Genomic DNA, 23917 nt, shown 5'->3' on the forward strand with positions numbered 1-23917 from the left:
GACCGAATGGCGGCTCACGACCTCACAGAAGTCGACATCTTTGTATTTACGATGTCGCAAGTCATGTTCTTGAAAGGAACTACGATGAGTATCGAAAGTTTTGGAAAATTTGCGGCTTCGATCGCACTGGTAGCGGGTCTCGCACTTGCCTTTCCGCAAGTGACACAAGCCCAATCACGGATCAATGACAAGGTATCGAGAAACAATGGGGCGGGCTTTTGGGCCAACCAGCGAACTTCTCGCAACATCCAACATGCCAGAGACTATTCAACTGGAATCCAGCGGTATGCAACTCAATCGCCGATGATTCAAACGCAGGTGACGCAAGCCGAATCCCAGATGCTTGGTCAGCAATTGCAGGCCATTCAGCGTGATTTGGTAATTGTTCGTGACGAACACGCAACTAACCCGAAGGTTGTCGCGCAAGTCAAGAAGATCGAAACGCAACTCGGCCAAGCGAACGCAGTCCAGAAGTCGCTTCATGAAGAATGCTGCAAATCATCACCAGATGGAAAAATGTGCGCAGAGATGTGCAGCAAGATCCAAGTATCGCTAGATGAAATGAAGAAGGAGCACGACAAGCTGCTAAAGGAGCTCGGTCACGAAGATGCCGCACACCATGCGGCAGGTGGACATGAGCCTCTCGATCATGAAACGCCGGCACCAAAGCCTGGGAAGTAAAGTTTTTATCGCCCGTGTTCACCTTGAACAATCGTTAGTAGGCAGTTCGCCTTTTGCGAGCTGCCTTTGGCGTATCATCGCTGGAATCTTTCTATTCAGTCGGTTCCTCTACGCTTCTTTTATTCGCGACTATGACTGACGAAGAGCGTGCACGATTGAAATTGTTGAAGCTTGGATTGCTGGAGGTAAACCAGAGATCACGCCAACACAAAGGGAAATTGCTGATCCGGAAAACGCCTGTGCTACGGACGGTCGGAAGGCAATAGTCGCTCCCTCAGCTCCGATCGCAAAACCACCGAGACTCAGCGCGAGCATCGCAAGCAACGTTCCGGTTACGCCTCCCACCAAGCATAAGAGTGTGCTTTCGGTGAGAACCAGACGCATGGTGGTTAGAGGACGCACGCCGATGGTCTGCAACACTGCGTATTCCTTGATGCGATCCTGGACACTCATGACCGTTGTAGTAGCCACAAGCGATAACACCAGACCGACACACGCGTAGCCGAGCCAGTGGGCAAACCCGATGAGGTCGACAAGATCCGAAAGTGTGCTCGCTTGAAACGCTCCTTTACGACGCGTTTTGGTTGCCACGGCACCAGCTCGCAACTTGGAGTCGATTTCACTTGCCACGCGATCGGGATCGGCATCGTCGGTCAATTGGACCTCGTGCTGAGTAACCAGTCCGGCTGCGTTGAGGCCGCGGGCATACTGCAGAAAAGCGAGACTCGTATAAATAAGGTTTTCTTCGGAAGGCACCGTCGACGAAAAAAGCCCTGCTATCCGCACCGAAATGTCACCGATCGAAAACTGGTCGCCGACTTTTAAGCCTCGACGATTCGCAACATTGCGCCCGACAATGGCTGCATCGCGTTGTGATTGAAACTGTTGCCAGCTACCGCTTACAAGCGTGAGTGGTCGCGACTTTTGGATCTGGATGGGGTCGGCACCGTTGAACACCACGATGTCCAAGCTTGCTCGACAGTTATTCGTCCACACTTGGATAGGCATGACATCGCGCACCCCATTAATCTCACGGATCTTCGTTGCATAATCCTCTGGCAAGCGGCTGGTGGTTGGGCAAAAGCGATTTTCCTGAAACACAATCAAGCTGCGATCCGCATCGGAACCCGTCGTCAGCCGATGAAGCCCTTCTTGAACAGAGCCAACGAAACAAAAGACGAACATCGCTACCGCTGCACCCGATACCGTCAGCAGCGTTCGAGTACGGTGTCGCCACAATGTTTTCAAGACATAACCAATCATCGAGCTGCTCCTTCTGCGCGTGCCAGAAACTTGCCCCGATCGAGGACTAATTGCTTGGTTGCAATGGCCGCGACGTTGCTATCGTGCGTGACCATCAACATCGTGATATTGAGTTCACGATTGAGTCTCTGCAGAAGTATCTGAACTTGGTCGCTGGTTTCTGCGTCCAGACTCCCAGTCGGTTCATCCGCCACGACAACTTTCGGATGAGCCACTATTGCACGAGCAATGCCCACGCGTTGTTCTTGTCCACCGGAAAGCTGGCGGGGATAGTGGTTTGCTCGATCGCTCAAGCCGACCGCCTCTAGAGCCAGTTCAACTCGTTGCCTTCGTTGCGCGGAGGATAACTTCAACAGCAGCGTTGGTAGTTCAACATTCTCATAAGCGGTCAACACAGGAATGAGATTGTGTGTCTGAAATATGTACCCAAGGTTGGCAGCTCTCCAATCAGCAAGCTGCGTGCGAGACAACTTGGTCACATCTGTCCCATCGACAGTAATTGTTCCCGCATCGGGCCGGTCAATTCCGCTCACCAAGTTAAGCAGCGTGCTTTTGCCGGTACCGCTGGGACCCATTAAGGAGATGAACTCGCCTTCCTCAATGTCCATGCTGATGTTGTCAAGTGGCGTGATGGTCTCTTCGCCCTTGCTAAAGCTCTTGCTTACACCACGAAGTTCTACGAGTGCCATCTATTTCATTCCTATAATTGGATCGTCGCTTGTTACATGCACCCTCGCACCATCTCGCAATCCATCTCTTCCTGAAGCGATCAACTTATCTGTAACTCGGAGACCTGATTTGATTGCGATGAGGTCATCGGCCGCTTTACCACCTAATTCCACCGTGCGTTTTCTCGCCGTTGAATTCTCATCAACTATCCATAGAAACGATTGTGAATCGCTGGCCTGCACGAAAGACTCTGGAACGAATATGCGCTCGGCCTCTCCCATTGAATCGGACGATACGTCGCTTTTCGGAGCCAGAAAAGCGGCTGTGACGAGCATCTCGGGGCTCACGGATAGTGGTGGGTTAAGCAACTCAACCTTGACCTCCAATGTATTTTTCTGAATGTTCGCCGAGCTGGTGATCTGCAGCACTTGACCGTGGATTACATCGGCAGAAGAGGCGGTCTCAATGTTGACTTGTTGGCCCGGTATGACCATCGGAACGTCCTCAAGTCGCACATCAACTCGCACCTGAAGTTTTTGTGGATCATACATTTCGACGACCGTACTTGAGCTTTGTCCAGCCGTAGTTTCGAGGCCCATGACTCGCGATCCAGGAGATGCGACCACTCTTAGAATGCGACCCTGCATCGGAGCGCGTACTGTGCTCCGCTCGAGGGCAAGTTCCGCTTGGCGTACTTGCAGCTTAGCTTCATTTCGATAAGCCTCCGCCGATTGAACCTTCGCTTCTGCTTCTTGCAGTTGCCGAGTTTCCTCTACCAGCAACTCCAATTGCCGTTCAAGAGCGTGAACGACTTCCTCGAGCGCACTGACCTCGCGTTCCAGATTAGGTTCGCGTTGTTTCAACTCTTGCAAGTTTGCTGTTGCCATCGCATGCTCGTTTTCGGCTTTCGCGATCGTGTTATCTGAGATCGCCCCCTTGGCTGATTGCTTTCCTGCCATACTTCCGAGCGTGTATTTAACGCTCGATTCGGCAGACTTGATAAGGAAGGGCAGTTTGGCTAACTCTGTTTTTGATTTCGTCAAATTGCTCATTGCATCGGCCAGTTGAATTCTCAAGTGCACGGGATTGTCGAAGCGAATGCGCGCTGCGGAAAGCTCCGCCTTCGCGCGATTAAGTTCACCCTCGCGGATTGCTAGAGCATTCTTCGCTTGCTCAAGTACCAATTCCGCATCGATGGAAACCAATCGTGCGATCGGCTCCCCTTTCTGCACTGTTTGCCCGCCTACGACCATTAGCTCCTCGATAACTCCGTGAGTCATCGCGGCTACGCTAATGGCGGTTGGACGAGGCTCGATCCAGCCTGGCGCTTGGAATAGCGTTGTACCTGCTTGCTGAAGCTCAGCTCGCTTTACAATCACCGGAACGACCGTCACTGAGCGGGCTGGCATGAAGCGAGAGCCCGCTGCAGCGAAAAGTAGCATCGCAAAGCCCAACAAAACGCCGACAGGTAATGCATACCGCGACAACCATCGCTTCTTGTGTTGAAGTGATGGCGCTTTGGTTGCGCTGATTGTCGGCGTACGATCTAGCGCCAGGCTACTAATATCTAGTTGTTCTTTTGCCATGATCATTTACCTGGCCGAACAAACACTTGGTTAGCGGCAATGGTAAGGTTGCCTTGTTCATCGCGTTTGGCTTTACCTTTGACAACCACCGTCGATAGTTCTTTGACCTTGAGTAGGTCGCGAGCACTTGACGCAACTGGTTTGCCTGTCTCGTCAACGAGTTTGATCGTGGCGATATTTTCCTTAACGGCTTCCGTCTGACAGCAATAGTCCCAAGGAGTTGGGCAACCTTCATCGTCCGCACAGTAAGGTACTTTCGGATCGACAATCGTGAATGCTGCCAGTCCTTCGACAAACGGCTTGCTTGATCCTCCAATTAGACCAACAAGGGTGACTTCTTGGCCGTCTTCGCTCTTTGCTCGCGCTTCACCTACGGGCATGGCTCCCGTGGGCTCGCTTTCAACAAGAAAAGACGAAGTGGATTGGCTGGTATTCGCAGTCGATGAGCTACTGACTTTCGACTGGCAGCCGATAGATCCAAGAGTTAAAACGACCAACGCAATACTTGAAAAAACTTTCATCTAAACGCTCCAAAACGAAACAAGGGTTTTCAAAACTAAACAGCTTTAAGGCTCGCTGCGACTTCTGCTCGCAGCGCTTTCAGTGCCGGTGGTAACGCACCAACGACACCCAATAGCAGTCCGACACTGCAACCAATTAAAATTGCTACACCGTCGATGCGTAACGTAAATGCACCCATAGTGAACCTCACGGCCAATCCATTCAGCAAGCTCAATGCGATTACCCCAGAAAACAGCGATCCAGCCGCGGATAGTAGCACACCTTCTTGGATCAGACTGATCAGGATGGCGCGTCGGCGATAACCCATCGCCTGCAACGTCGCAATCTCCCTGACACGGCCCGCGACCGCTCCGTACATCATGTTCAGTCCAGCGAATATCCCCGCACTGGACACCAGCACTACTACCAGCCACGCCAACAAACGAACGGGCTTATAATGTTGTTGTAACGTTGCGTAATACTCTGTTTCCGCTATCGCCCGAAGCTCGAGGTCTGTGCGTTCCTTGCAAAACAACTCAACTTCAGCGGGGGAACTGCCCGGCACAAAGAGCAACGCGACCAAACTAATGTCTTGCCGCTTTGATGCAGTTTGAAAATCTGACAACCTGCACCAAATCTCAGATTCATATGCAGCACCCCCGGCGGCGAATCTTCCACTGACGTTCCACGAACGTCCCTCGAATTCAATACTCTTTCCGATGGCGATTTCATCTTCGCTGCTTCCTAGCTTTGCGGCCGCCAATCGCCCTACCATCACCTCGCCGTCACCTGGCCAAGTACCATCGATCAACTGAACTGTTCGTCGAACCAGTGGCGCGGCGAGAGTTACCCCCCGCACCAATCCCAATCCGCCTTCATTGTTTTCGCTTTTAACTCGTGTGCCTGCGTATAACTCCGGCGACGCATGGTTGAGCCCAAATCGCTTGACCGTTCCATCTACACTGGCAGTCAATAAGGATGGTGTCCGGGCGGGGATTGATGAATTCTCAATGTTCTCCTCCGAGTTCACCGAGTAAACCAATACGACGTTTTCGTCGCCGCTTGCGGTCAACGACTGTTCAAGTCCACGAATGAACCCAACCACAACAAACACCAACATAACGACAGTGGCCAGTGCCATCATCGTTAATGCAGTGCGCACGGGTCGCCTGGCCAGATTGCGAACACTGTATTCCCAGGGAAGCAGCATGAAGGGGGTCTTACTTAGGCTGGATCATCACGCTGCGAAAAGTTTTACGCAGCACCGAATCTCAACAAGTGAATCTGAATCGTTGTCCTACCGAACAACACTTAGAAGAAACGCAAAGGCGTTGGCTGGCTCAGATCTGCCAAGATTGAAGCGCTACACGCGCATCGCTACCCGTGAATGCACCCGTCACGACGATTCTCGAATGCCCATCAGCGAAAAACGAACTGACGGGGCTTCGTAATTCGATGTGTATCCGATGAAACCAGCATATCCCATCGGAAGATTGCGGCAGCTCAACCGGACTGGCGACAATCGCCCCCTCGCAAATGCAATTCTTGCACTCACAATCGCTATCATGCGGCTCGGGGGCAGCAGGGATCTCTGTTTCTACGCAGTCAGAGCAACATTCGCACGTCGCGCACGCGCTTTCGACGCTGGAAGCTGGGAGCGGTTGGCAACCCAAACAACTGAGCGGACAGGTCAACAAGTTGACGATTAGGAGTAGTGCTACTAGAGGGGATCTCATTCCTTTAAGAATAGCTCTTGGACGCCCTCGAGGCAATGTCAGCCACCGAACCGCACGGGTTTTTGGCTTTTTGATGCCCCAGGAGCAACGTAAATAGATATTGGCGGGTGACCGACCGCCAATGAATCACTGCTTCATTCGGGGGATTCGGACTTTTCGTTAAAGGTGCCCCAATCGTTGAGTCGATACCAAAGAGGAAGTCCCAGATCGGTTTTCGTTTCCACAGCTTCTGCCCTGGATTGCCCAATGCTTCGCACTCCGTTAACACGATTCGCTCAATGCGCCGTGTTTGTGGCTGCGAGCATATCCGCCTTGATCCCTCCCTCGTCGCTGGCTTGTACGCACTGCCTGCTGCAGGATGTGATTGAAATCGCCGGTTACCACTCTGATTGCGAACATGATCAAGAAGAGCATTCGTGCGAAGCTCCTTGCTCCGAATCGCATGACTCCGACTCTCCGGGCCATCATCCGGACGACGATCACCATTCGCACCGCGATTGTCCGTGCTGCATCGGTGGTTTTGAAAACGCATTATTGCTTTCTGGTTCAGTTAATCGACTAGCCGATATTGCGACGGTCACTCCAGCGTGGTCAGGGTTTGAGTATCAGCAGCGTTCGATGAAGCAATTTCAGCACCTTTATCCCGACAAGTCGACTCGGTCTACCTCTTTGCCAAACGTGCTGCGCATTTGAACCGAGCTTGACGTTAACCATCGCCAATTCTTTTTTGTTCGGATCACTACTGGCACTCGATATCTTTACTCGAGAAAGCCCTTTGCTACTCAGTGCGCTTGCTTCGGAGGGAGCTCCATGAAAATGAACATTGCACAATGGATCGTCTGCTCAGCCGCTTGTATGGCGGTTGGCTGCAGTGGACTGGAGCGACACATCCGTCCAAGCGAGCAAGCAACGGTCTATGCATCCCCAAGTTTGCAAAGCGACGCTGTTAGCCAAAGCAAGACTGGCATCAATACACCGTTGGACGAAGACTACGCATTGCGAACTCAACCGGTTTCGCAAGCCGCGTATGCTCATCAGTCGTCTCAAGCTGCCGGTGTAGTCGAACCCGCGTCCGTTGACGTTGTCATGGTCGATCCAGTGGCCTCGCCTGAAGCCATGGCAGACGGCGCGACGCTCGAAGAACTTCTGTCGCTTGCGTTCGCTAACAATCCCGCCATTAAAGAACTGGCCGCGACGACTCAGATCGCAGCAGGTTATCGCACACAAGTTGGTCTGTACGCCAATCCGATGCTAGGCTACCAGGGCCAACAGTTGGCTGGCGCTGGGACAGATCAGCACCTACTATTCGTTCAACAGCAGATCATTACCGGCGATAAGCGTGCACTGAATCGTGCTGTACTTAATGAGGCCGTACGAGCTCAAGTGCAAGAACTAGAAGCGCAGAAGTTTCGAGTTGCGACAGACATCAAGATCGCCTATTACGACAGCCTTCGAATTCAAGAACAACTCGCATCGATCGATCAGTTTTTTGAATTGCTGAAGCAAGGGGTGAATGCGGCTGAGAAACGTATGCAAGCAGGCGAAGGCTCCAGGATCGACCTTTTACAGACTCAGGTTCAAATCAAGCAACTGGAACTTGATCGCAGACAGCTCTCGGCCTCGCTGTCGGCCCGACTGCGGGAGATCGTTGCTCTAGCTGGCATGCCGAACATGCAGCTACAGGCGGTCGCGGGAGAACTGCCAAAGCTTCCAGCGAGCCAAGACTGGAAAGCAATTGAAGACGAACTTGTTGCCACTAGTCCCGAGTACGCTGCCGCACAAGCTCGAATTCATCAAGCCAGTGCAGCGATCCGACGTCAAGAATCTCAGCCCTTACCAAATCTAAGCGTCCAGTTCGGAGCAGGCGTCGATAACAGCACCGACTCGGGCATGATGAATGTGCAGGTTGGTGCGCCAATTCCAGTTTTCAACAAGAACCAAGGCAACATCGCTGCGGCTCGCGCTGAGTACTGTCGAGCGGTGCAAGAAGCACAGCGCATCGACAACGCGATTCGTGCGCGGCTCGCGATTGCTTCTGGGGACTACGCTCGAGCAGCCGAGGCCGTCGACATGTACTTAAGCGAACTTTTGCCCGCTGCCCAAGAAACATTGGATCTAGCCGAGGGCGCGTACCGAGCCGGTGAACAGGATTTCATCCAGCTACTGGTTACGCGACGAACGTACTTTGACACGAACCTTGCCTACATCGCAGCTCGTGCCCAACTGGCCACGGCGCAGGCACAAATCGATGGTTATCTGCTGACCGGGGCGCTCAATGCTGTCATTAATAACAGCGGAGACGACTCGCTTCGGGGACTAACCCTTGACCAGGAATAAGCGTCTCTGATTCGATCGCAGCTCAGAATGAACTAGTTACCTAACCGTCGTTGCGGTATCATTAAAAGGTCCGCGTGCCATGAACTTCAATCCCGTAATTCGTAAAAGTTGGCTCGTAATGTTCTTTGCCATTCGCCTTTTGACACTGGTTGCCTTCACCGCTCACGCGGTGCTCGGTTGCTGTTTGTCTCATGGCAGCTGCATGCAAGAACAAGCCGCCATCTTAACGGGGCATGGCTGCGACCACGATGGACATGCGTGCGATTCACATGGACACGATGATGAACACGCATCGAACGGTCACGAGATAGCCACAGCGTCGATTGCCGAGAATGGCGTTGATACTTGCCCGTTGGAAGGACACGGCCACTCCAATCATTGTGATGACGGCCAGTGCGTATTTGGAATCGCCGAAGCTCCGACTAGTTTTTCAGACCTCCAGTCCATCGCCAATCCAGTTTGGATCAATGCGTCCGTTGACTTTTGGCAAGTTGCATCCCGCGCTGCTGACTTCGTTGGCAGTTGGCTGGATGGTCCGCCAAAGGCACCTCTTAATCGCGCCGTACACCAAGTGTGGCTAATTTGATAGGGCATTCGCACGTCCGAGCAACAACTCTTGTTTTTGCTGGTCGTTTCTTCAGCCCACAAACGTAGTTGAATTCCTGCTTCGCAAGAGCAATCAGCTGTTTGCTGCGCGTAACTCTGCGTTACTCGTAGCCCAGGTTCTTGCATTGCTGGACTGAAACAACTGCCTGCCGCAGATCAATGTGCATGCTCATCTCCACGCACATTCTAGATCGAGTGGCCGCGCGCTATCACCTTCGAAATGGATTTTCAATTGTCGAGTTTACTATGAAAAAGCTCTCACTTCAGGCGATGTTCAGCAACCCATGGATTAGATGGGGCGTTGGATTGTCATTGGTTGCCGTCGCTGTATTTTTCTATCCCAAGTGGTGGCCAGCCTTAAACGGCTGGATCGACGGAACGGTTGCTGCTCGCAAGGAATCCATGCGCGAGGCAGGCGAAGGGGATGCCCATTCAGACGAAGAGCACGACCATGCTCATGAAGAAGATGGACACGACCACGCAGGACATGACGAGAGCAGCTCGCTCGAGCTGACTCCCCAATCGCTTAAGAACCTTGGCCTAACGCCTGAGTACCTTCGGCCAATTGAGCTTTCAAACTTCTATCGTACCGTCACCGTTCCAGCGATCGTTGTCGCGAAGCCGGGCCGAACCGACATCAAGGTCTCTTCGCCCATGATCGGCATTGTGCAACATGTACACGCCGTGAGCGGCGAGGCAGTCGTACCGGGGGATATGCTTTTTGAAGTTCGTCTGACGTATGAAGATCTCGTCGACACGCAGACGCAGTTGCTTAAGAACTTGGCTGACGTTGCTGTGGAAGAACGCGAGATCACGCGGCTTGAAGAAGTGACTCGCTCCGGTGCAGTCGCCAGTAAGATCTTGCTGGAACGGCAGTACGCTCTTCAAAAACTGCAAAGCTCAATTGCCGCCCAACGAGCTGCACTGAAACTGCATGGGCTGAGCGACGAGCAAATCGACACGATTGTTCGCGAACAACGCTTGCTGCGCGATCTCACCATTGTCGCTCCGGAAATCGACAATCATTCACATGATGAAAATAATCTGCGATTGAGCGATCGCCGATTTCGAGCAGCCTCCTTTCAGCCTCAGAATCAACCGCCGGCAGTTCACGAGCCAGAGCCGTTGATCTTGGAACGATTGAGCGCTTCAAAGGGGCAAGGTGTACAAGCCGGCGAGATGCTCTGCACGCTTTCCGACTATTCGTCTCTCTACATCGAGGGCAAGGCGTTTGAACAGGATGCCCCAGCGATCGCCGAAGTTGCGGCTAAGGGCTGGCCAATCGAGGCGATCATTCCAGGAGTGTCGGGCCAAGAAACCTTAGCCGACCTTAAGTTAGCATTCGTTGCGAACGCCGTTGATGCGCAGTCGCGAACGCTGTCTTTCTTCGTCAATTTGCCAAACAGAATTCTTCGCGATGAAACCACAAACGAGGGACAAAGATTTGTCACTTGGAAGTATCGCGTAGGTCAGCGGCTTGAAGTTCGCGTCCCCGTTGAGGCTTGGGAAAAGCAGATTGTTCTTCCAGTGGATGCGGCTGTGAAAGACGGAGCGGATTGGTTTGTGTTTCAACAGAATGGGGATCACTTTGATCGTGTCGCCGTACATGTGAAGTATCGAGACCAGAAATATGTTGTGATCGAGAGTGACGGAGCAATCTTTCCAGGCGACGTGGTTGCACTGCGTTCTGCGCATCAGATGCAGATGGCCATCAAAAACAAGTCCGGTGCAGGTGCAGACCCGCACGCAGGCCATAACCACTAAGCACGGAGCACTCTCGAATGTTAAATGCATTAATCAAGTTCGCGCTCCATCAGCGCTTGCTAGTCATTGCCATCGCACTTGGATTGATCGGAATCGGCACCTGGCAGATTTTCCAGATGCCTATCGATGTATTCCCTGATCTAAATCGTCCTCGTGTCGTGATCATGACCGAAGCGCCAGGAATGGCCCCGGAAGAAGTCGAAACGTTGATCACGTTTCCCATCGAAACCACGATCAACGGTGCCAACGGCGTGGAAGCAGTCCGAAGCTCCTCTGGCGTAGGCATTTCCGTCATCTACGTCGAATTCGCCTATGGCACAGACGTTTATACAGACCGGCAGATCGTGGCTGAACGAATGCAGTTGGTACAAGATCGCTTGCCCGCGGGCATACAGCCACAACTCGCACCGATCTCGTCCATCATGGGACAGATCCTGATGCTGGGAATGTGGACAGACAATCCGGATGTCACCCCCATGGAATTGCGAACGGAAGCAGATTGGGTCGTCCGCCAACGCCTGCTTACGATTCCAGGAGTTTCGCAGGTTTTTACCATGGGCGGCGAGCGCAAGCAGTTTCAAGTTCGTGTTAATCCCGATGCAATGACGCGTTACGGTGTCACGCTCGAACAAGTCGAAACTGCGGTTAGCAAGAGCAACGAAAACGGGACCGGAGGATATCTTGACCAACAAGGCCCCAGTGAATTTCTGGTTCGCAGCCTTGGACGAATTCAATCTGTCGGCGACCTGCAGGATATACCTATCACGATCCGCGATGGCCGGCCGGTGCTACTGTCGCAAGTCGCTGAGATTCATGAGGGCGCGCAAGTCAAACGCGGTGACAGTTCGGCGTTCGTACGAAAAGCTGAAGGCGAATCGGCGTTCTCCGGTGGTCCAGCTGTCGTTCTAACTGTTAACAAGCAGCCCGGCGCGGATACGAGAGCCGTTACCGATTCCATCATGGAGGCTCTTGCGGAGCTAAAACCATCGCTCTCACCGGGAGTCCGGATTGAAGCGACGTACTCGCAAAAGTCATTCATTGATCGTGCGATTAAAAATGTCGAAGAAGCACTTCGAGATGGTGTGATCCTCGTGGTCATCATCCTGTTCTTGTTCTTGATGAATGTACGCACGACCTTTATCACGCTGACTGCAATACCACTATCGCTGGTGATGACGGCATTGATTTTTGCTGTGTTTGGGCTCTCCATCAATACGATGACGCTCGGCGGCATTGCTGTGGCGATGGGCGAGTTGGTTGACGATGCGATTGTTGATGTCGAGAACATTTTTCGACGGTTGAAAGAGAATCGTTCGGCCGCGAACCCACTTCATCCACTGTTAGTCGTCTACCGAGCGAGTGCAGAGGTTCGTCGATCGATCGTCTTCAGCACGATGATCGTTATTCTCGTGTTCCTGCCTCTGTTTGCACTTGGTGGCATGGAAGGCAAACTGTTTGCTCCGCTGGGCGTGGCATACATCGTATCGATCCTGGCATCCTTGTTGGTGTCGCTGACGGTGACTCCGGTGCTGTCCTATTGGCTACTGGGGAGCATCAGCAGCAAGGGCCACGAGAAGGATGGTTTTGTACTGCGAGGTGTGAAGTGGATTGGAGAACGTGTCATCCGTTTCAGTCTTGCGTTCCCGTGGCTTAATTTAGGCGTAACTGTTGCGATCGTCGTCTTGGCCGGTCTATTCTTATCGCGGCTGGAGCGAGACTTCTTGCCTCCGTTCAATGAAGGCACTGTTCAGCTAAACGTTGTGTTGCCACCCGGTACCTCGCTGGCTGCATCGGCAGGGATTAATCGCACGGTTGAGTCGGCTTTGATGGAGATACCCGACGTTCAACGATTCGTGAGACGCACTGGTCGCGCGGAATTGGACGAACATGCCGAAGGGGTCAATATGAGCGAGTACTTGATTGAGCTCGACCCGAATTCGTCACAATCTCGTGAGCAGCAACTGCAGAACATCCGTAGCTCGATGGATCAAATCCCAGGCATCGTCACCGCCACGGAGCAGCCAATTGCTCACTTGATCTCTCACATGCTCTCGGGCGTTAAGGCCCAGGTTGGCGTGAAGCTCTATGGCGATGATCTCGATCTGCTGCGGCAAAAGGCGGAGCAAATCAAAGCTGAGATGGCAATTGTGCCTGGCGTGACCGACTTGATGATTGAACCTCAAGTCATCATTCCTCAATTGCGAGTCGAGATGGATCGAGGGCAACTCAAACAACTTGGTTTGCAAGTCAACGACGTAAATGAGTACGTCCAAACTGCGATGAATGGCAAAGTTACCTCAGAGATTCTCGACGGCATGCGCACTTTCGATCTCACCGTTCGCATGCAAGATAACTATCGCGAGGATATCAACGCACTCAAGCGACTGCCAATTCAGTTGCCTGAGGGTGGCACAGTACCGCTTGGTAATGTCGCTCGTATTTACGAGTCTGGCGGCCCCAACACGGTGAATCGCGAGAATGTGCGTCGGCGTGTCGTCATTCAATGCAACGTTGCAGACCGTGGCGTCGTCGATGTAGTGCAAGACATTAAGAAGGCGATCGCGCCGATCATCGAGACCTTACCCGCTGGTTATTACCCAACCTATGAAGGTCAATTTCAAAGCCAACAATCCGCGAGCCGTGTCATTGGAATCCTGTTTGCGATCTCTCTCGTCGGTGTGTTCTTCGTCCTATACACGCTGTTTCGCACCGTGAACTTGGCACTGCAAGTCATGGCTGCATTGCCGATGGCCTTCATCGGCTCGGTGGCTGCTTTGGTGCTTACCGGTCAAACAGTGACGATCGCATCGATGGTTGGCTTCATTTCGCTGGCTGGTATTGCGTCGCGAAACGGCGTGCTTCTGCTCCAGCACTACATCCATCTCGTGGAGTTCGAAGGCGAAAGCTTTACCAAGGAGATGATTGTCCGTGCGGGCCTTGAACGACTTGCACCGGTGCTGATGACTGCACTGACCGCCGGTATCGCGCTTATACCGCTGGTGCTCGCGGCCGGCGAACCGGGGAAAGAGATACTTTACCCCGTGGCAACAGTGATTCTCGGAGGCGTTGTCAGTTCGACAATGCTCGATTTCTTCGTCCACCCCGCTTTGTTCTGGCTATTCGGCATTCGGTCCGCCGAGCGAGCCGTGAAGGCTGCACACACGCAAATCGAACTCAATGACGAGGTCGTTGCTCGAGCAGCTTAGTGTTCCCCTTTTGAAAAGAGCCTTGGTGTTCAGGGCTCGTACGTTGTCGTGATTCCTTAAACGGAGTGTAAAGAGATGAAACGATTATTTTCAGTTTGCGTTGCAGGTATTGTTTCGCTGGGCTGTCTAAGTTCAACGCCCGTCTGGTCGCAACAAACCGATGCTCATGCTGGCCACAATCACGGCGATCATGCCGACCATGCGCATGGTGGCGAGACGTTGGCTTTCGTGCTTCCCGAGTGGAAAACCATGCACTTTGAAGACGCTGCCAAAGCCCAGCAGCACCTCGATATGGTGACAAAGCTTGGATGTGAAGTTAAGCAGGGTAAGCACGCCGGACATATCGATCTTTCCTACCGATGTCCTAATTGGAAGTCCATGGAAGTTAAGACTCATGCGCTCGCTGAACAATGGCTGGGTTGGCTCAAGGGAAGCGGCTTTGATGTTTCTCACGGTCACGTCGACGCGTCATACGCCGAAGGCAAGGAGTCGGTAGAGTTCCGATTGGTTAAATGGAAGTCGGTACACGGCAATGGCGGCGAACAAGAAAAACAATTTGTTGACACGCTCACACGACTAGGGGTCGAAGTTGCCGCTGAAAAACATGGAAACCACAGCGATATCCGCTATCGCAGCCCCGTCTGGCGCGACGTTCACGTTGCCGACCATGCCGCTGCTGAACAGCTCATGGCATGGCTCAAAAAGAGCGGCTTCGAAGTCGCAGCGCACAAGCACTAGACCACGCCAACCTCCTCTCAAAATTCAAACAACTTTCTCAATAAGGATCATTGAACCATGAAGTATTTCTATTTCTGCACACTGGCAGCAGTAGTGCTTGCAGCGGGTTGCAACAACGACTCAGCACAAACTAGCGAATCCGATGCACCTCTGGTGATGGACTCCGCTCCACCGGCCACCGTTGACTCACACGCCCATCCAACCGAAGGTCCACACCACGGGACGCTAATCGAATTGGGTAACGAAGAGTATCACGCTGAACTCGTACACGATGAGACGACCGTCACCATCTACATTCTTGACGCTGCCGCTACGAAAGCGATCCCAATCGACGCAACTGACATAGCCATAAACCTTGTCCACGAAGGAAAGGCTGAGCAGTTCAAACTTATTGCTACTCCAGATGCCGATGACCCGGCAGGTAAATCGTCACGGTTCTTGTTGCAAAGCACCGAGTTGGTTGAAGAGCTGGAACATGAGCATGCCGCAGCAAAGCTCAGCGTCGTGATCGGCGGGAAGGCCTACCGCGGTGAGATTCATCACGACCACGCCGGGCACGATCATGCGCATTAAACGTGATAAACAGCGAGCGGCGGGCCATTGTCAACTTGGTGCGTTCCTTGCACTGCTTCATCGCGCCTAGCACACCCGCCGCCTCTTTGAAAGAATCGGAGGAACCATGGAGAAACTAAAGCTTGAAATTCGTTTGCTTTTTGGCAGTGAGATCGATTCGGCGGATGCCTGCATCGAACGCATGATCTCATTGCTGAAAACCAAGAGCGGCATTGAATCAGCGCATCTCTCTGTCTCTCCGACCGGCCAACCTGGCACCGTCTGCATTCACTTCGATCCAGCGGTTGTTTCAGCTTCGGAGGTGCGTGATGCGGCATTAAAGAGCGGTGCGTCGTTGGATGCAACCTATGGGCACCTTCTACGGACAGGGCTGGCAATGCACGCCCGTCGTGCAAGTGCGATCGAAGCCAACCTGGGGCGAGTCAGAGGCGTACTTGAAGCGGTTGTCTCCCCGGATGGCACAATCCGAGTTGAGTTCGACCGACGGCAAAACGACGAAGCGACGATAGATCAATTGCTCCGTAGCTGGACCAAAGACACGGAAGAGTTGAAGCAAGACTCACACTCTCACGGTGCCAATACCACAGACCACAGGTCGCATGACGAAACGGGACACGACCATGCACATGGTGGCGTGTTTGGAGAAAAGACAGAACTTATCTTTGCGATTCTTTGTGGCATACTGCTGCTACTTGGCTGGTTAATTGAATCCTTCACTAATCTCAATCAATGGATACCACTTGGGCTTTACATTTCCGCTTACGCTTTTGGTGGCTACTACACCGTCGCACAGGCATTCGCGAAGATACGTGCGGGCAAGTTTGAAATTGATTTTCTGATGATCGTCGCTGCAGCGGGCGCGGCCGTACTGGGGGCATGGGCAGAAGGCGCATTGCTACTGTTTCTCTTTAGCATCGGTCACGCTTTGGAAGGCTACGCGATGGGCAGAGCCAAGCGGGCAATTGAGGCGTTGTCCGAACTCGCTCCCAAAACGGCGCGAGTTAGACGCAATGGTACCGAACAAGAGATCGCAGTCGATGAGTTGGTTGTCGGTGATGTTGTCATCATCAGGCCGGACGAGAGTGTTCCAGCAGACGGGTTTGTGATTGCTGGCGAATCAAGTATCAACCAAGCCCCAATCACCGGCGAAAGTGTACCTGTCGACAAGCGGCCCGTTGATGATATTGATGCTGCAGCGTCCGATTCCGAATCACTTCCCCAGGAACATCGTGCGTTCGCTGGCACGACCAACCAATCCGGATCGCTCGCAGTTCAAGTGACGAAGCTCACGTCGGAGAATACTTTAGCGCGAGTCTTGACGATGGTGAGCGAAGCGGAAACGCGGATATCACCAACACAGAAGTTCACGAAGCAATTTGAGCGATACTTCGTTCCAACGGTCATCGCAGGTGTGGTATTGTTGTTGTTGTTTGCGCCACTGGTCCTCGATGAGAAATTCAGCCAATCGTTTTACCGAGCTATGGCAGTCCTCGTTGCTTCCAGTCCCTGTGCGTTGGCAATTGCCACGCCCAGCGCAGTACTCAGTGGAGTTGCCCGAGCTGCTCGTGGTGGAATTCTTGTTAAAGGTGGTGGACCACTGGAAAGCCTCGGTGGTCTTGATGCAATCGCATTTGACAAAACCGGCACACTGACCGAGGGTGAGCCCAAAGTCACAGACGTTCGCACTGCCGAAGGTGTCGATGAGTCGGAGCTTTTGCGAATCGTGCTCGCAGTCGAAGACCTCAGTAAGCATCCGCTTGCCAAAGCAGTCGTTCGCGATGGCAAGAGAAGACTAGGTGAAAGAGGGGCTGGAAGTGCAGAAGAGATACCAGCCGCGACCGATTTGAAGAGTATCACAGGGCGAGGTATCCAAGCTACCGTCGGTGGTGAAGTCGTTCACATCGGAAAGGATGATTTGTTTAATGAAGTCAATGGCCCGAAGGTACCTGACAGTGTTCACGAAATCGTCGAATCGTTGGAAGAAAACGGACGCACGACGATGATTGTTCGCCGCGGTGATCGTTATCTCGGCGTGGTCGGTTTGATGGATACGCCGCGAGAAGCATCGAAGCGAACGATCGCCCGGCTTCGAGAACTAGGCATCAAGCGAATGATTATGATTTCCGGAGATAACCAGAAGGTCGCCAGCGCTGTCGCGAAAGAAGTCGGACTCGATGAAGCCCGAGGCGACTTGATGCCCGACGATAAAGTCAACGAAATTAAGAAGCTGCAAAGCGAAGGAGGTGTGGCGATGGTCGGCGACGGCGTTAACGACGCCCCTGCCATGGCATCCGCTTCCGTTGGCATTGCGATGGGAGCCGCAGGTAGTGACGTTGCTCTTGAGACCGCCGATGTCGCCCTGATGGCCGACAATCTCGATCACTTGCCACTTGCCATCGGACTGAGCCGAGCCACACGACGAATCATTCGTCAGAACCTTTGGATCAGCCTCGGCATGGTCGTCTTCCTTGTCCCCGCCACGATACTTGGACTCAACATCGGCCCCGCCGTTGCCTTGCATGAAGGTAGCACGCTAGTGGTAGTTTTCAATGCGTTGCGGTTGTTTGCATATCGCGAATAGAATCTCTTGCATGTTCTGAACGAAAAGCGATTAAAGCCCTAATTCTTTGCGGCGGTGGACATCCCTCAGAATATTGACGCCACCACGCACAACAATCCCGGCGATCAGCACGGCAATCATCAAATCGGGAAGCTGGGACCCAAGTATTAGAACCAAGATGCCCGAAACGATGACGCCGATGTTCGCGATGACGTCGTTCGCTGAGAAGATATAAGATGCCCGAAAATTGATGTCGCCGCCTTTATGTCGGCTGATCAATTTTAAACAAATCGCGTTGGCGATAAAGGCAAGGAAGCCTGTGGATATCATCGCGGGTCCGAGCGGCTCGCTGTCGCCAAGAAATCGGCGTACTGCTTCTAGTAAGACACCCACACCAAGAACGATCTGCAGCGTGCCGCTAACAGTTGCTGCGCGTACGCGGATGATCTCGGCGCGACCAACAGCGTAGAGACTGATTGCGTAGACGCTTGCGTCCGCAAGCATGTCCAGTGAATCAGCAATCAAGCCTGCGGAACTTGCTAGCAAACCCACCGCGAGTTCGATGCAGAACATCGCCGAATTGATCAGCAGCACTACACGAAGCGTCTTCCTCTGGGCATCGTTCTCGCCTTCTAGTTCACATCCGCAGTCCGTCATCACCACCTCCCTTGATCTCAAACCGTACTATCATACCTCGTCACGCGCCGCAGTACACAAGGTCTTCCTACTGACTTCAATGCTTCGTGCTCTCGGACTTAATCATCCAAGAGTTCATCCTCACGGGGCGATTACCGGATACGGTGGCATGCTTGGGTAATAGTGACCTGGATTGCCCTCGGGCAGATCGTCAGGGTAGTGATAACCTGGTGGCAAGTGATAGGGATGATCTGGTGGGAGCCGCGGCCAGACGATGTTGGGCAATGGCGGCGGTGCTTCAATATCGAGCTATCGGATCACCGTGTTGGAACGCGATCTTCTTTGCAGGGCAAAGGCGACATTGCTGAATTTGCTTGGTCGCGAGGAAGTCACGGACTTCTTGATATGCTGCCGTTGGCGGACAGGCTTGGTAGTCGCGGAAGAGTTGCCACGCGGATTCGTCAGCGAGGTTCAGCTTGCGGGACATGATTGCATGGTAGGCGAGCGCGGGGCATTTCCACAAGCATTGCTTGTAGAGCTGGGTACATGTGCGCTGGAGGCAGATGCTCCATGCGGCGCGTGGATCGCTATCGAAAGGCATCGGCTTGCTTTCGATCATGCGGTACTGCTGTCGCCAGCCGCGATGCGATTTGCGGACGTTGATTTGCAGGTCTGGGTAGAGATTTCGCCACTCGCGGATCTGCTGGCAGACGACGCGAAACCGCTTCATGTACTCTGGAGCACGTCCATGCTGGGAGACGTCCATACGGAAGCGGTTGCCGATCAGAACGCGGGGCAGGTCGGGATGACGATCCAGGTAGAATCCGTTCGTGACGAACAGTCCTTCGGCGTTTGGGAACGACTGTCTTGCAAGCTCGATGATTGAAATCAACTCCGGGTTGAGTGTTGGTTCGCCACCGAGAATGGCTATACGCTTGGGCGCAAGCCGGCCTTGCCACGCTTCGAAGTTCGCGCGTGCCTCATCGAGACTCACGATTCCGCCAGCATGAAAGTTGGAATAATGCGAGCACTGCGCACAATAAAGATTGCACGCATGTGCTGCATGGAACTCGAGATTGGGTAACTCGATCATCAACATCCTTCCGAATCACTCGAACCAGCTTCATCACCTGAGCCTTCGCTGCCTGCGTCGCCACTTCCGCCTGGTGGCTTCGGTGGTTTCACGTCGTGGCCTGGATGCCCTGGTGGCAAGTTGTCTGGCCAGTGGTAGCCAGGAGGCAGATGGTATGGATGATGCGGAGGTAGCCGTGGCCAGATGATGTTGGGCAATGGAGGCGGTACCAATACTTCGATCGGCGGCTCCGGCACCGGAGGCCATACCCAATCTTCCGGCCACCAATCGGGTCGAGGCTCCGAGCTGGAACCTGGCGGATCTGGCGGTGGAACGTACGGTAGCGGTTCACCTGGCGGATCAAACGGCGGTGGAGGCCAACCCGGTGGTCGCTCGCCGTTGGGACCAAATGGTCCATGGTTCGTTGTTGTCATATTCACTCCTTTGTGAGTTGGAAACGAAAGAAACAGGAATCAACGCCAGAGAACTTTGCCAAGGTTGTGCTTCCGCAAGGCTTGTTTCAGAAAGACTGGGCGATGTCGCTTGTAGGCCGGCGGATCGACGTGGATGTGCGGGAATACATGGTCCATCGCCACGCCCACCCTGACGCCGGCAATCTTGGCTCGCCAGAAGAAGTCCCAGTGCTCGTCGACCTTCAGTTCTTCATCCCATCGGATGGCCTGCAAGATGTCGCGATGGGCAACGAAGCAGTTACAAACGAATGCGCACTCGGCGATGTCGCCGATGCGCCGATACTCACCGCGTGGAATGTGAAGAATGCCACCGGCTGACTTCAGCAAACGTGGCGCGCCATCAGGATGGGCACGATGCGGTTGTTTGCTGAGCGTTGCCAATAGATCGAGGCGACTCGATTCGAACTTGCGCACGAGATCATTCAGTCGCGTCTGCGGACCAACGACGTGATCGTCATCGGAGAAGATCACCATGGGAGTCTGGGCGGCTTCGACTAGACGATTGCGACCAGCCGACAACCCGATGTCATATTCAGTCTCAATGAGTCGATCGACCAACACTGCTTCGTCTGGACAGACTTGAGAGAAACGCAGCTCTGGCTTTCCGTCATCGAGGACGTAGATCAGCGGACGCTCAACGCCACAATGCTCGTAAATGCTGCGCACTAGAGTCGCGCAGCATTGAGGACGATGGATGGTCTTAATGCAGAATGTGACGCGATCACGCATGAACGATACCTCCTCCTGGATAACGCAGTGAATCAAAGCCATGTTTGCGGAGTCCTAGTCGGCGGAACTTCGGTCGGGCTCGCAGAGCTCCGTAAGGCTTGGCTGCCACATGGTCGTGGACTACCGAGCAGTCGAGAGCCACGGCGATTTGCAGATGTTCGATATGGGACGCTCGGTAGAAGAACTCCCAGTGCTCGTACGTTTTGATCTCGTCATCCCAGCGAACACGGGAAATCGTGTCACGCCGCGCTAGGAAGGCGTTGCTGACCATGTCGCACCAACTGGTCTCACCGATACGTTTGTGTTCGCCTCGATGCATCCAAATCCGGCTGCCATTCATCAGCGGGCTGAACAGCATTGGACGGCCACCCGCGCCCTGACGCACAGCCAAAATGTCGAGGCCGTACTCCATGAACCGCTGGTAGACTCGGTCAAGATGCAGATCTGGCGTTACGACCTGGTCATCATCGAGCAAGAAAATGAACTCGGTTTCTGCTGCGTCGATTGCTGTATTGCGTCCAACGCCGACGCCCACATCGTGTTGCTCAAGGTCAATCACTTTGCAGTGTTTAGCGGTCTCGGGATACTTTCGCGAGAACCAATGTTCTGGCAGGCCATCGTCCACGACCACGATCTTGGGTTCGCCGAACTCCTTTCGAAGCGACTGGACGAGTCGATGGCAGGCCCAAGGCCGATGAATGGTCTTGATGCAAAAGGTAATGTCTTGAATGGGTACAGTTGCGTCCATGTTTCACCACGCGTTAAGAAGTTTGCGAGCAAGTTTGATGGCATGGCGATAGTCTTTGAGACGCTTCGCGCTGCGTTTGATATGCAAGATCGAGCTCAGTGGAGCGACGTTCCCGTAAAAGGAGATCAGCGAATTGTCAAAGGCCTTCTCAAAGTCGTCTGCGGTACAGCCCATGACTTCTCGCATCACATCTAGCGGTGGCGAACAGGCGATACGAGTCGATGCGCGTAAGCCTCCGGCTCCGTCAGGCTCGCCTCGCTTCCACGGTTTTCGAAGCGATCCAGCCGCCACATCGACCGCGGCTTGCCACTCGTCATCGCTAAGGTTGGGATCAAGCCAGATGTCGAGATCGCCTTCCTCCCAATCGATCCCGTGCAAGCGAAGTGCGCCGGAGCCGATGATGATGTAGCGATGTCGAAACTTAGCGAGAACATCTTCCACTGGTGTCATTGAGGCACTCCTTTACTTCTTGGCGTGCCGAAGGACGCCTCAACGATGGCCAGGCTGCCAGCTAGGATTCGCTTACTAAGCTCGCGGTATCGAGGTCGATGAGCGTCATGGAGCAGCGTTGGTGTCTTGGTAGCCCAGCGGTTGCAGACATCCACGCGTGACCTTCCGTCGACCAGAACAAGGTCGGGAGACAGATCATCGGCCGACTTCACATACTCATCGAATTGTCCTGGCTGCGCAGGCTCAAGTGCTTCTGATGGCCATGCCGGCGGCGCATACCGCAACTCAACATTGCTTGGATAGGGACTGCTGGCGCGAAGCCAAGCTGCGTCGTGTTCGATCGAGGTGACCTTTGCTACTCGGTCAGAGAGCCAGAAGGTAGAGCGTCCGCTTCCATACTCGAGAACGTGATAGTCAGGCTTAAGCAACGATTCAAACGCGGTGATTTCGGCTGGCTGCATCCATGGCGTGGGCTCTTGAAACCTCCGTTTTACTGGATGGTAAATCGTCTCAGCCAAGCCCAGTGGCATGAATGGCTTCCAGGTCACCGTATGCGAATTGGGAATCGCCACTGGACTAAATCCACAGATTGCAGCAATCGTCGGAAACCGCAGCTCACCAGTCGCATCGGGCAGACTGGGCAAGTACTCGTTGTATGCTGTTGATGTCCGTTCTAAGGCTTCGTGAGAGACCAAAACGCAAGAAAACGGAACGATCCCAGTGGCAAAGGGGGCGATGGTTTGCGGTAACGATTTCCAGTGTCGCCTGAACCAATCGGGCTCCCGATGAAACAAGCGGATTGAAGGTGCTGCGAGTGGATAGCGAGCAACGTCGCTGAACCAGCCATCGACCTCAACATTCACCAGCGTGTCCCATTCGAAGATCGCGTAACGATCCGAGTCTTGTTTCGGATTTCGAAACCAGTCGATTAGCAGGAGATCTGTCGCTTTGGCCCGAAGATGTGGAAATGTGTTAACGACATCGCGCCAAAGCGATGAGCTGCAATCATCGATTGAAAAGCCACCTGGAAGCGGCTCCGATGACGATATCGCAACCACTGATCCACGCGAGAAACGCTTCAGTCGCTCAAAATGGTCATAGGTCACTGCATCGGTGCGATGATGAATGAACAGGCTCGTGGTATTCATGAATTCACCCGAACTTTCGTAGCTGAGGATTCACATGTGCGATCGCCGAATCGATCTCTTCGGCAGAGGGCTCAATGCCGAGGAATGCGATCAGTTCATTGATCACCGTTTCAGGTTCTTCCGTTAGCTTGGCGAAGTTGATCCGATGGACGTGGACTTCTGGATGCTGTTGGATGAACGTCTCGCGATGTTCAAGAAGCGAACGCTGGAGTTTGTCGCAGGCATCATCGCCGGCCGCGAACCATTGGCCTGGATGTCGGCTGCTTCGATCTTGAAGGGATCGAATCGAGGCTTCGATTGGGCGATCGACTGCGATGATTCGCAGCGAGTTACCGAGGGCTTCGTAGAGGTGGTTTGCGAATCGGCAGAGATGCGGATACTTGCCGCCTGCCACGGTTCGATCGCGAATGGCTTCTGCCTTCCGCGTTACGATCCAGGCTT

22 protein-coding genes are annotated in these 23917 nt (G+C 53.5%); 9 read left to right on the forward strand and 13 right to left on the reverse strand.

Going from position 1 to position 23917, the window contains the following annotated elements:
• The first annotated feature begins 84 nt into the window (after positions 1-84).
• A complete protein-coding gene (locus KF752_05715; protein ID MBX3421036.1) occupies positions 85-681 on the forward strand; it encodes a hypothetical protein in 597 nt (198 codons plus the stop codon).
• Between the two features lie 129 nt (positions 682-810).
• Here the strand turns inward: KF752_05715 and KF752_05720 are convergent, their stop codons facing one another.
• Genes KF752_05720 through KF752_05740 form a run of 5 tightly spaced genes read right to left on the reverse strand, consistent with a single transcriptional unit; the run spans position 811 to position 5910 of the window.
• A complete protein-coding gene (locus KF752_05720; GenBank protein MBX3421037.1) occupies positions 811-1944 on the reverse strand; it encodes an ABC transporter permease in 1134 nt (377 codons plus the stop codon).
• Positions 1941-2633: an ABC transporter ATP-binding protein gene (locus KF752_05725; protein ID MBX3421038.1), complete on the reverse strand. Its 693-nt coding sequence runs from the start codon at positions 2631-2633 to the stop codon at positions 1941-1943. Before KF752_05725 ends, KF752_05720 begins: the two co-directional genes overlap by 4 nt.
• Positions 2634-4199: an efflux RND transporter periplasmic adaptor subunit gene (locus tag KF752_05730; protein MBX3421039.1), complete on the reverse strand. Its 1566-nt coding sequence runs from the start codon at positions 4197-4199 to the stop codon at positions 2634-2636. It lies immediately after the preceding gene.
• A 2-nt stretch (positions 4200-4201) separates the two neighbouring features.
• On the reverse strand, positions 4202-4720 hold the full coding sequence (locus KF752_05735; protein ID MBX3421040.1) for a hypothetical protein: 519 nt from the start codon (positions 4718-4720) through the stop codon (positions 4202-4204).
• A 35-nt stretch (positions 4721-4755) separates the two neighbouring features.
• Positions 4756-5910, reverse strand: a complete 1155-nt coding sequence (locus tag KF752_05740) for an ABC transporter permease (GenBank protein MBX3421041.1) — start codon at positions 5908-5910, stop codon at positions 4756-4758.
• Between the two features lie 772 nt (positions 5911-6682).
• On the opposite strand from KF752_05740, the gene KF752_05745 reads away from it, so the two are divergent.
• From KF752_05745 to KF752_05780, 8 genes are all read left to right on the forward strand, one after another.
• The gene (locus KF752_05745) at positions 6683-7129 is read left to right on the forward strand and encodes a hypothetical protein (GenBank protein ID MBX3421042.1); all 447 of its coding nucleotides are present in this window, start codon (positions 6683-6685) and stop codon (positions 7127-7129) included.
• Between the two features lie 117 nt (positions 7130-7246).
• Entirely contained in the window at positions 7247-8773 is a 1527-nt protein-coding gene (locus tag KF752_05750) for a TolC family protein (protein ID MBX3421043.1), read from the forward strand.
• A gap of 79 nt (positions 8774-8852) precedes the next feature.
• The gene (locus tag KF752_05755) at positions 8853-9359 is read left to right on the forward strand and encodes a hypothetical protein (protein MBX3421044.1); all 507 of its coding nucleotides are present in this window, start codon (positions 8853-8855) and stop codon (positions 9357-9359) included.
• Positions 9360-9625: 266 nt separating this feature from the next.
• On the forward strand, positions 9626-11143 hold the full coding sequence (locus KF752_05760) for an efflux RND transporter periplasmic adaptor subunit (GenBank protein ID MBX3421045.1): 1518 nt from the start codon (positions 9626-9628) through the stop codon (positions 11141-11143).
• Between the two features lie 17 nt (positions 11144-11160).
• Positions 11161-14349 (forward strand): efflux RND transporter permease subunit, encoded by a 3189-nt coding sequence (locus tag KF752_05765; protein ID MBX3421046.1) that lies wholly within the window; start codon positions 11161-11163, stop codon positions 14347-14349.
• A 75-nt stretch (positions 14350-14424) separates the two neighbouring features.
• The gene (locus tag KF752_05770) at positions 14425-15087 is read left to right on the forward strand and encodes a hypothetical protein (GenBank protein MBX3421047.1); all 663 of its coding nucleotides are present in this window, start codon (positions 14425-14427) and stop codon (positions 15085-15087) included.
• 57 nt (positions 15088-15144) lie between these two features.
• Positions 15145-15660, forward strand: a complete 516-nt coding sequence (locus KF752_05775) for a hypothetical protein (GenBank protein ID MBX3421048.1) — start codon at positions 15145-15147, stop codon at positions 15658-15660.
• Positions 15661-15766: 106 nt separating this feature from the next.
• Complete coding sequence (locus KF752_05780) at positions 15767-18241, forward strand: heavy metal translocating P-type ATPase (protein MBX3421049.1); 2475 nt, start codon at positions 15767-15769, stop codon at positions 18239-18241.
• A 30-nt stretch (positions 18242-18271) separates the two neighbouring features.
• Here KF752_05780 and KF752_05785 read toward each other — a convergent pair whose 3' ends face one another.
• The 8 genes from KF752_05785 to KF752_05820 all read right to left on the reverse strand — a co-directional run.
• Positions 18272-18877, reverse strand: coding sequence for a cation transporter (locus KF752_05785; GenBank protein MBX3421050.1), 606 nt, complete (start codon positions 18875-18877; stop codon positions 18272-18274).
• A gap of 277 nt (positions 18878-19154) precedes the next feature.
• Positions 19155-19955, reverse strand: coding sequence for a radical SAM protein (locus tag KF752_05790; GenBank protein ID MBX3421051.1), 801 nt, complete (start codon positions 19953-19955; stop codon positions 19155-19157).
• Positions 19949-20362 (reverse strand): hypothetical protein, encoded by a 414-nt coding sequence (locus KF752_05795; GenBank protein ID MBX3421052.1) that lies wholly within the window; start codon positions 20360-20362, stop codon positions 19949-19951. The genes KF752_05790 and KF752_05795 overlap by 7 nt, the downstream gene beginning before the upstream one ends.
• A 39-nt stretch (positions 20363-20401) precedes the next feature.
• Positions 20402-21130, reverse strand: a complete 729-nt coding sequence (locus KF752_05800) for a glycosyltransferase (GenBank protein MBX3421053.1) — start codon at positions 21128-21130, stop codon at positions 20402-20404.
• A complete protein-coding gene (locus KF752_05805; GenBank protein MBX3421054.1) occupies positions 21123-21878 on the reverse strand; it encodes a glycosyltransferase in 756 nt (251 codons plus the stop codon). The genes KF752_05800 and KF752_05805 overlap by 8 nt, the downstream gene beginning before the upstream one ends.
• A gap of 3 nt (positions 21879-21881) precedes the next feature.
• Positions 21882-22328: a hypothetical protein gene (locus KF752_05810; protein ID MBX3421055.1), complete on the reverse strand. Its 447-nt coding sequence runs from the start codon at positions 22326-22328 to the stop codon at positions 21882-21884.
• Positions 22325-23476, reverse strand: coding sequence for a hypothetical protein (locus tag KF752_05815; protein MBX3421056.1), 1152 nt, complete (start codon positions 23474-23476; stop codon positions 22325-22327). Before KF752_05815 ends, KF752_05810 begins: the two co-directional genes overlap by 4 nt.
• Before the next feature lie 4 nt (positions 23477-23480).
• Positions 23481-23917, reverse strand: a 437-nt coding sequence (locus tag KF752_05820) for a sulfotransferase domain-containing protein (GenBank protein ID MBX3421057.1), incomplete at its 5' end; no start/stop codon positions are given.

This window comes from Pirellulaceae bacterium (assembly GCA_019636385.1).
In the GTDB taxonomy this organism is placed as follows: domain Bacteria; phylum Planctomycetota; class Planctomycetia; order Pirellulales; family Pirellulaceae; genus Aureliella.

Excerpts from the sequence above, each read along its gene's own strand:
- KF752_05795 (MBX3421052.1), bottom strand. The coding sequence starts at position 20,362 with ATGACAACAACGAACCATGGACCATTTGGTCCCAACGGCGAGCGACCA.
- KF752_05805 (MBX3421054.1), bottom strand. The coding sequence starts at position 21,878 with ATGGACGCAACTGTACCCATTCAAGACATTACCTTTTGCATCAAGACC.
- KF752_05730 (MBX3421039.1), bottom strand. The coding sequence starts at position 4,199 with ATGGCAAAAGAACAACTAGATATTAGTAGCCTGGCGCTAGATCGTACG.
- KF752_05760 (MBX3421045.1), top strand. The coding sequence starts at position 9,626 with ATGAAAAAGCTCTCACTTCAGGCGATGTTCAGCAACCCATGGATTAGA.
- KF752_05725 (MBX3421038.1), bottom strand. The coding sequence starts at position 2,633 with ATGGCACTCGTAGAACTTCGTGGTGTAAGCAAGAGCTTTAGCAAGGGC.
- KF752_05815 (MBX3421056.1), bottom strand. The coding sequence starts at position 23,476 with ATGAATACCACGAGCCTGTTCATTCATCATCGCACCGATGCAGTGACC.
- KF752_05745 (MBX3421042.1), top strand. The coding sequence starts at position 6,683 with ATGCTTCGCACTCCGTTAACACGATTCGCTCAATGCGCCGTGTTTGTG.
- KF752_05810 (MBX3421055.1), bottom strand. The coding sequence starts at position 22,328 with ATGACACCAGTGGAAGATGTTCTCGCTAAGTTTCGACATCGCTACATC.
- KF752_05740 (MBX3421041.1), bottom strand. The coding sequence starts at position 5,910 with ATGCTGCTTCCCTGGGAATACAGTGTTCGCAATCTGGCCAGGCGACCC.
- KF752_05765 (MBX3421046.1), top strand. The coding sequence starts at position 11,161 with ATGTTAAATGCATTAATCAAGTTCGCGCTCCATCAGCGCTTGCTAGTC.
- KF752_05715 (MBX3421036.1), top strand. The coding sequence starts at position 85 with ATGAGTATCGAAAGTTTTGGAAAATTTGCGGCTTCGATCGCACTGGTA.
- KF752_05755 (MBX3421044.1), top strand. The coding sequence starts at position 8,853 with ATGAACTTCAATCCCGTAATTCGTAAAAGTTGGCTCGTAATGTTCTTT.
- KF752_05800 (MBX3421053.1), bottom strand. The coding sequence starts at position 21,130 with ATGCGTGATCGCGTCACATTCTGCATTAAGACCATCCATCGTCCTCAA.
- KF752_05775 (MBX3421048.1), top strand. The coding sequence starts at position 15,145 with ATGAAGTATTTCTATTTCTGCACACTGGCAGCAGTAGTGCTTGCAGCG.
- KF752_05735 (MBX3421040.1), bottom strand. The coding sequence starts at position 4,720 with ATGAAAGTTTTTTCAAGTATTGCGTTGGTCGTTTTAACTCTTGGATCT.
- KF752_05750 (MBX3421043.1), top strand. The coding sequence starts at position 7,247 with ATGAAAATGAACATTGCACAATGGATCGTCTGCTCAGCCGCTTGTATG.
- KF752_05720 (MBX3421037.1), bottom strand. The coding sequence starts at position 1,944 with ATGATTGGTTATGTCTTGAAAACATTGTGGCGACACCGTACTCGAACG.
- KF752_05790 (MBX3421051.1), bottom strand. The coding sequence starts at position 19,955 with ATGTTGATGATCGAGTTACCCAATCTCGAGTTCCATGCAGCACATGCG.
- KF752_05780 (MBX3421049.1), top strand. The coding sequence starts at position 15,767 with ATGGAGAAACTAAAGCTTGAAATTCGTTTGCTTTTTGGCAGTGAGATC.
- KF752_05770 (MBX3421047.1), top strand. The coding sequence starts at position 14,425 with ATGAAACGATTATTTTCAGTTTGCGTTGCAGGTATTGTTTCGCTGGGC.
- KF752_05785 (MBX3421050.1), bottom strand. The coding sequence starts at position 18,877 with ATGACGGACTGCGGATGTGAACTAGAAGGCGAGAACGATGCCCAGAGG.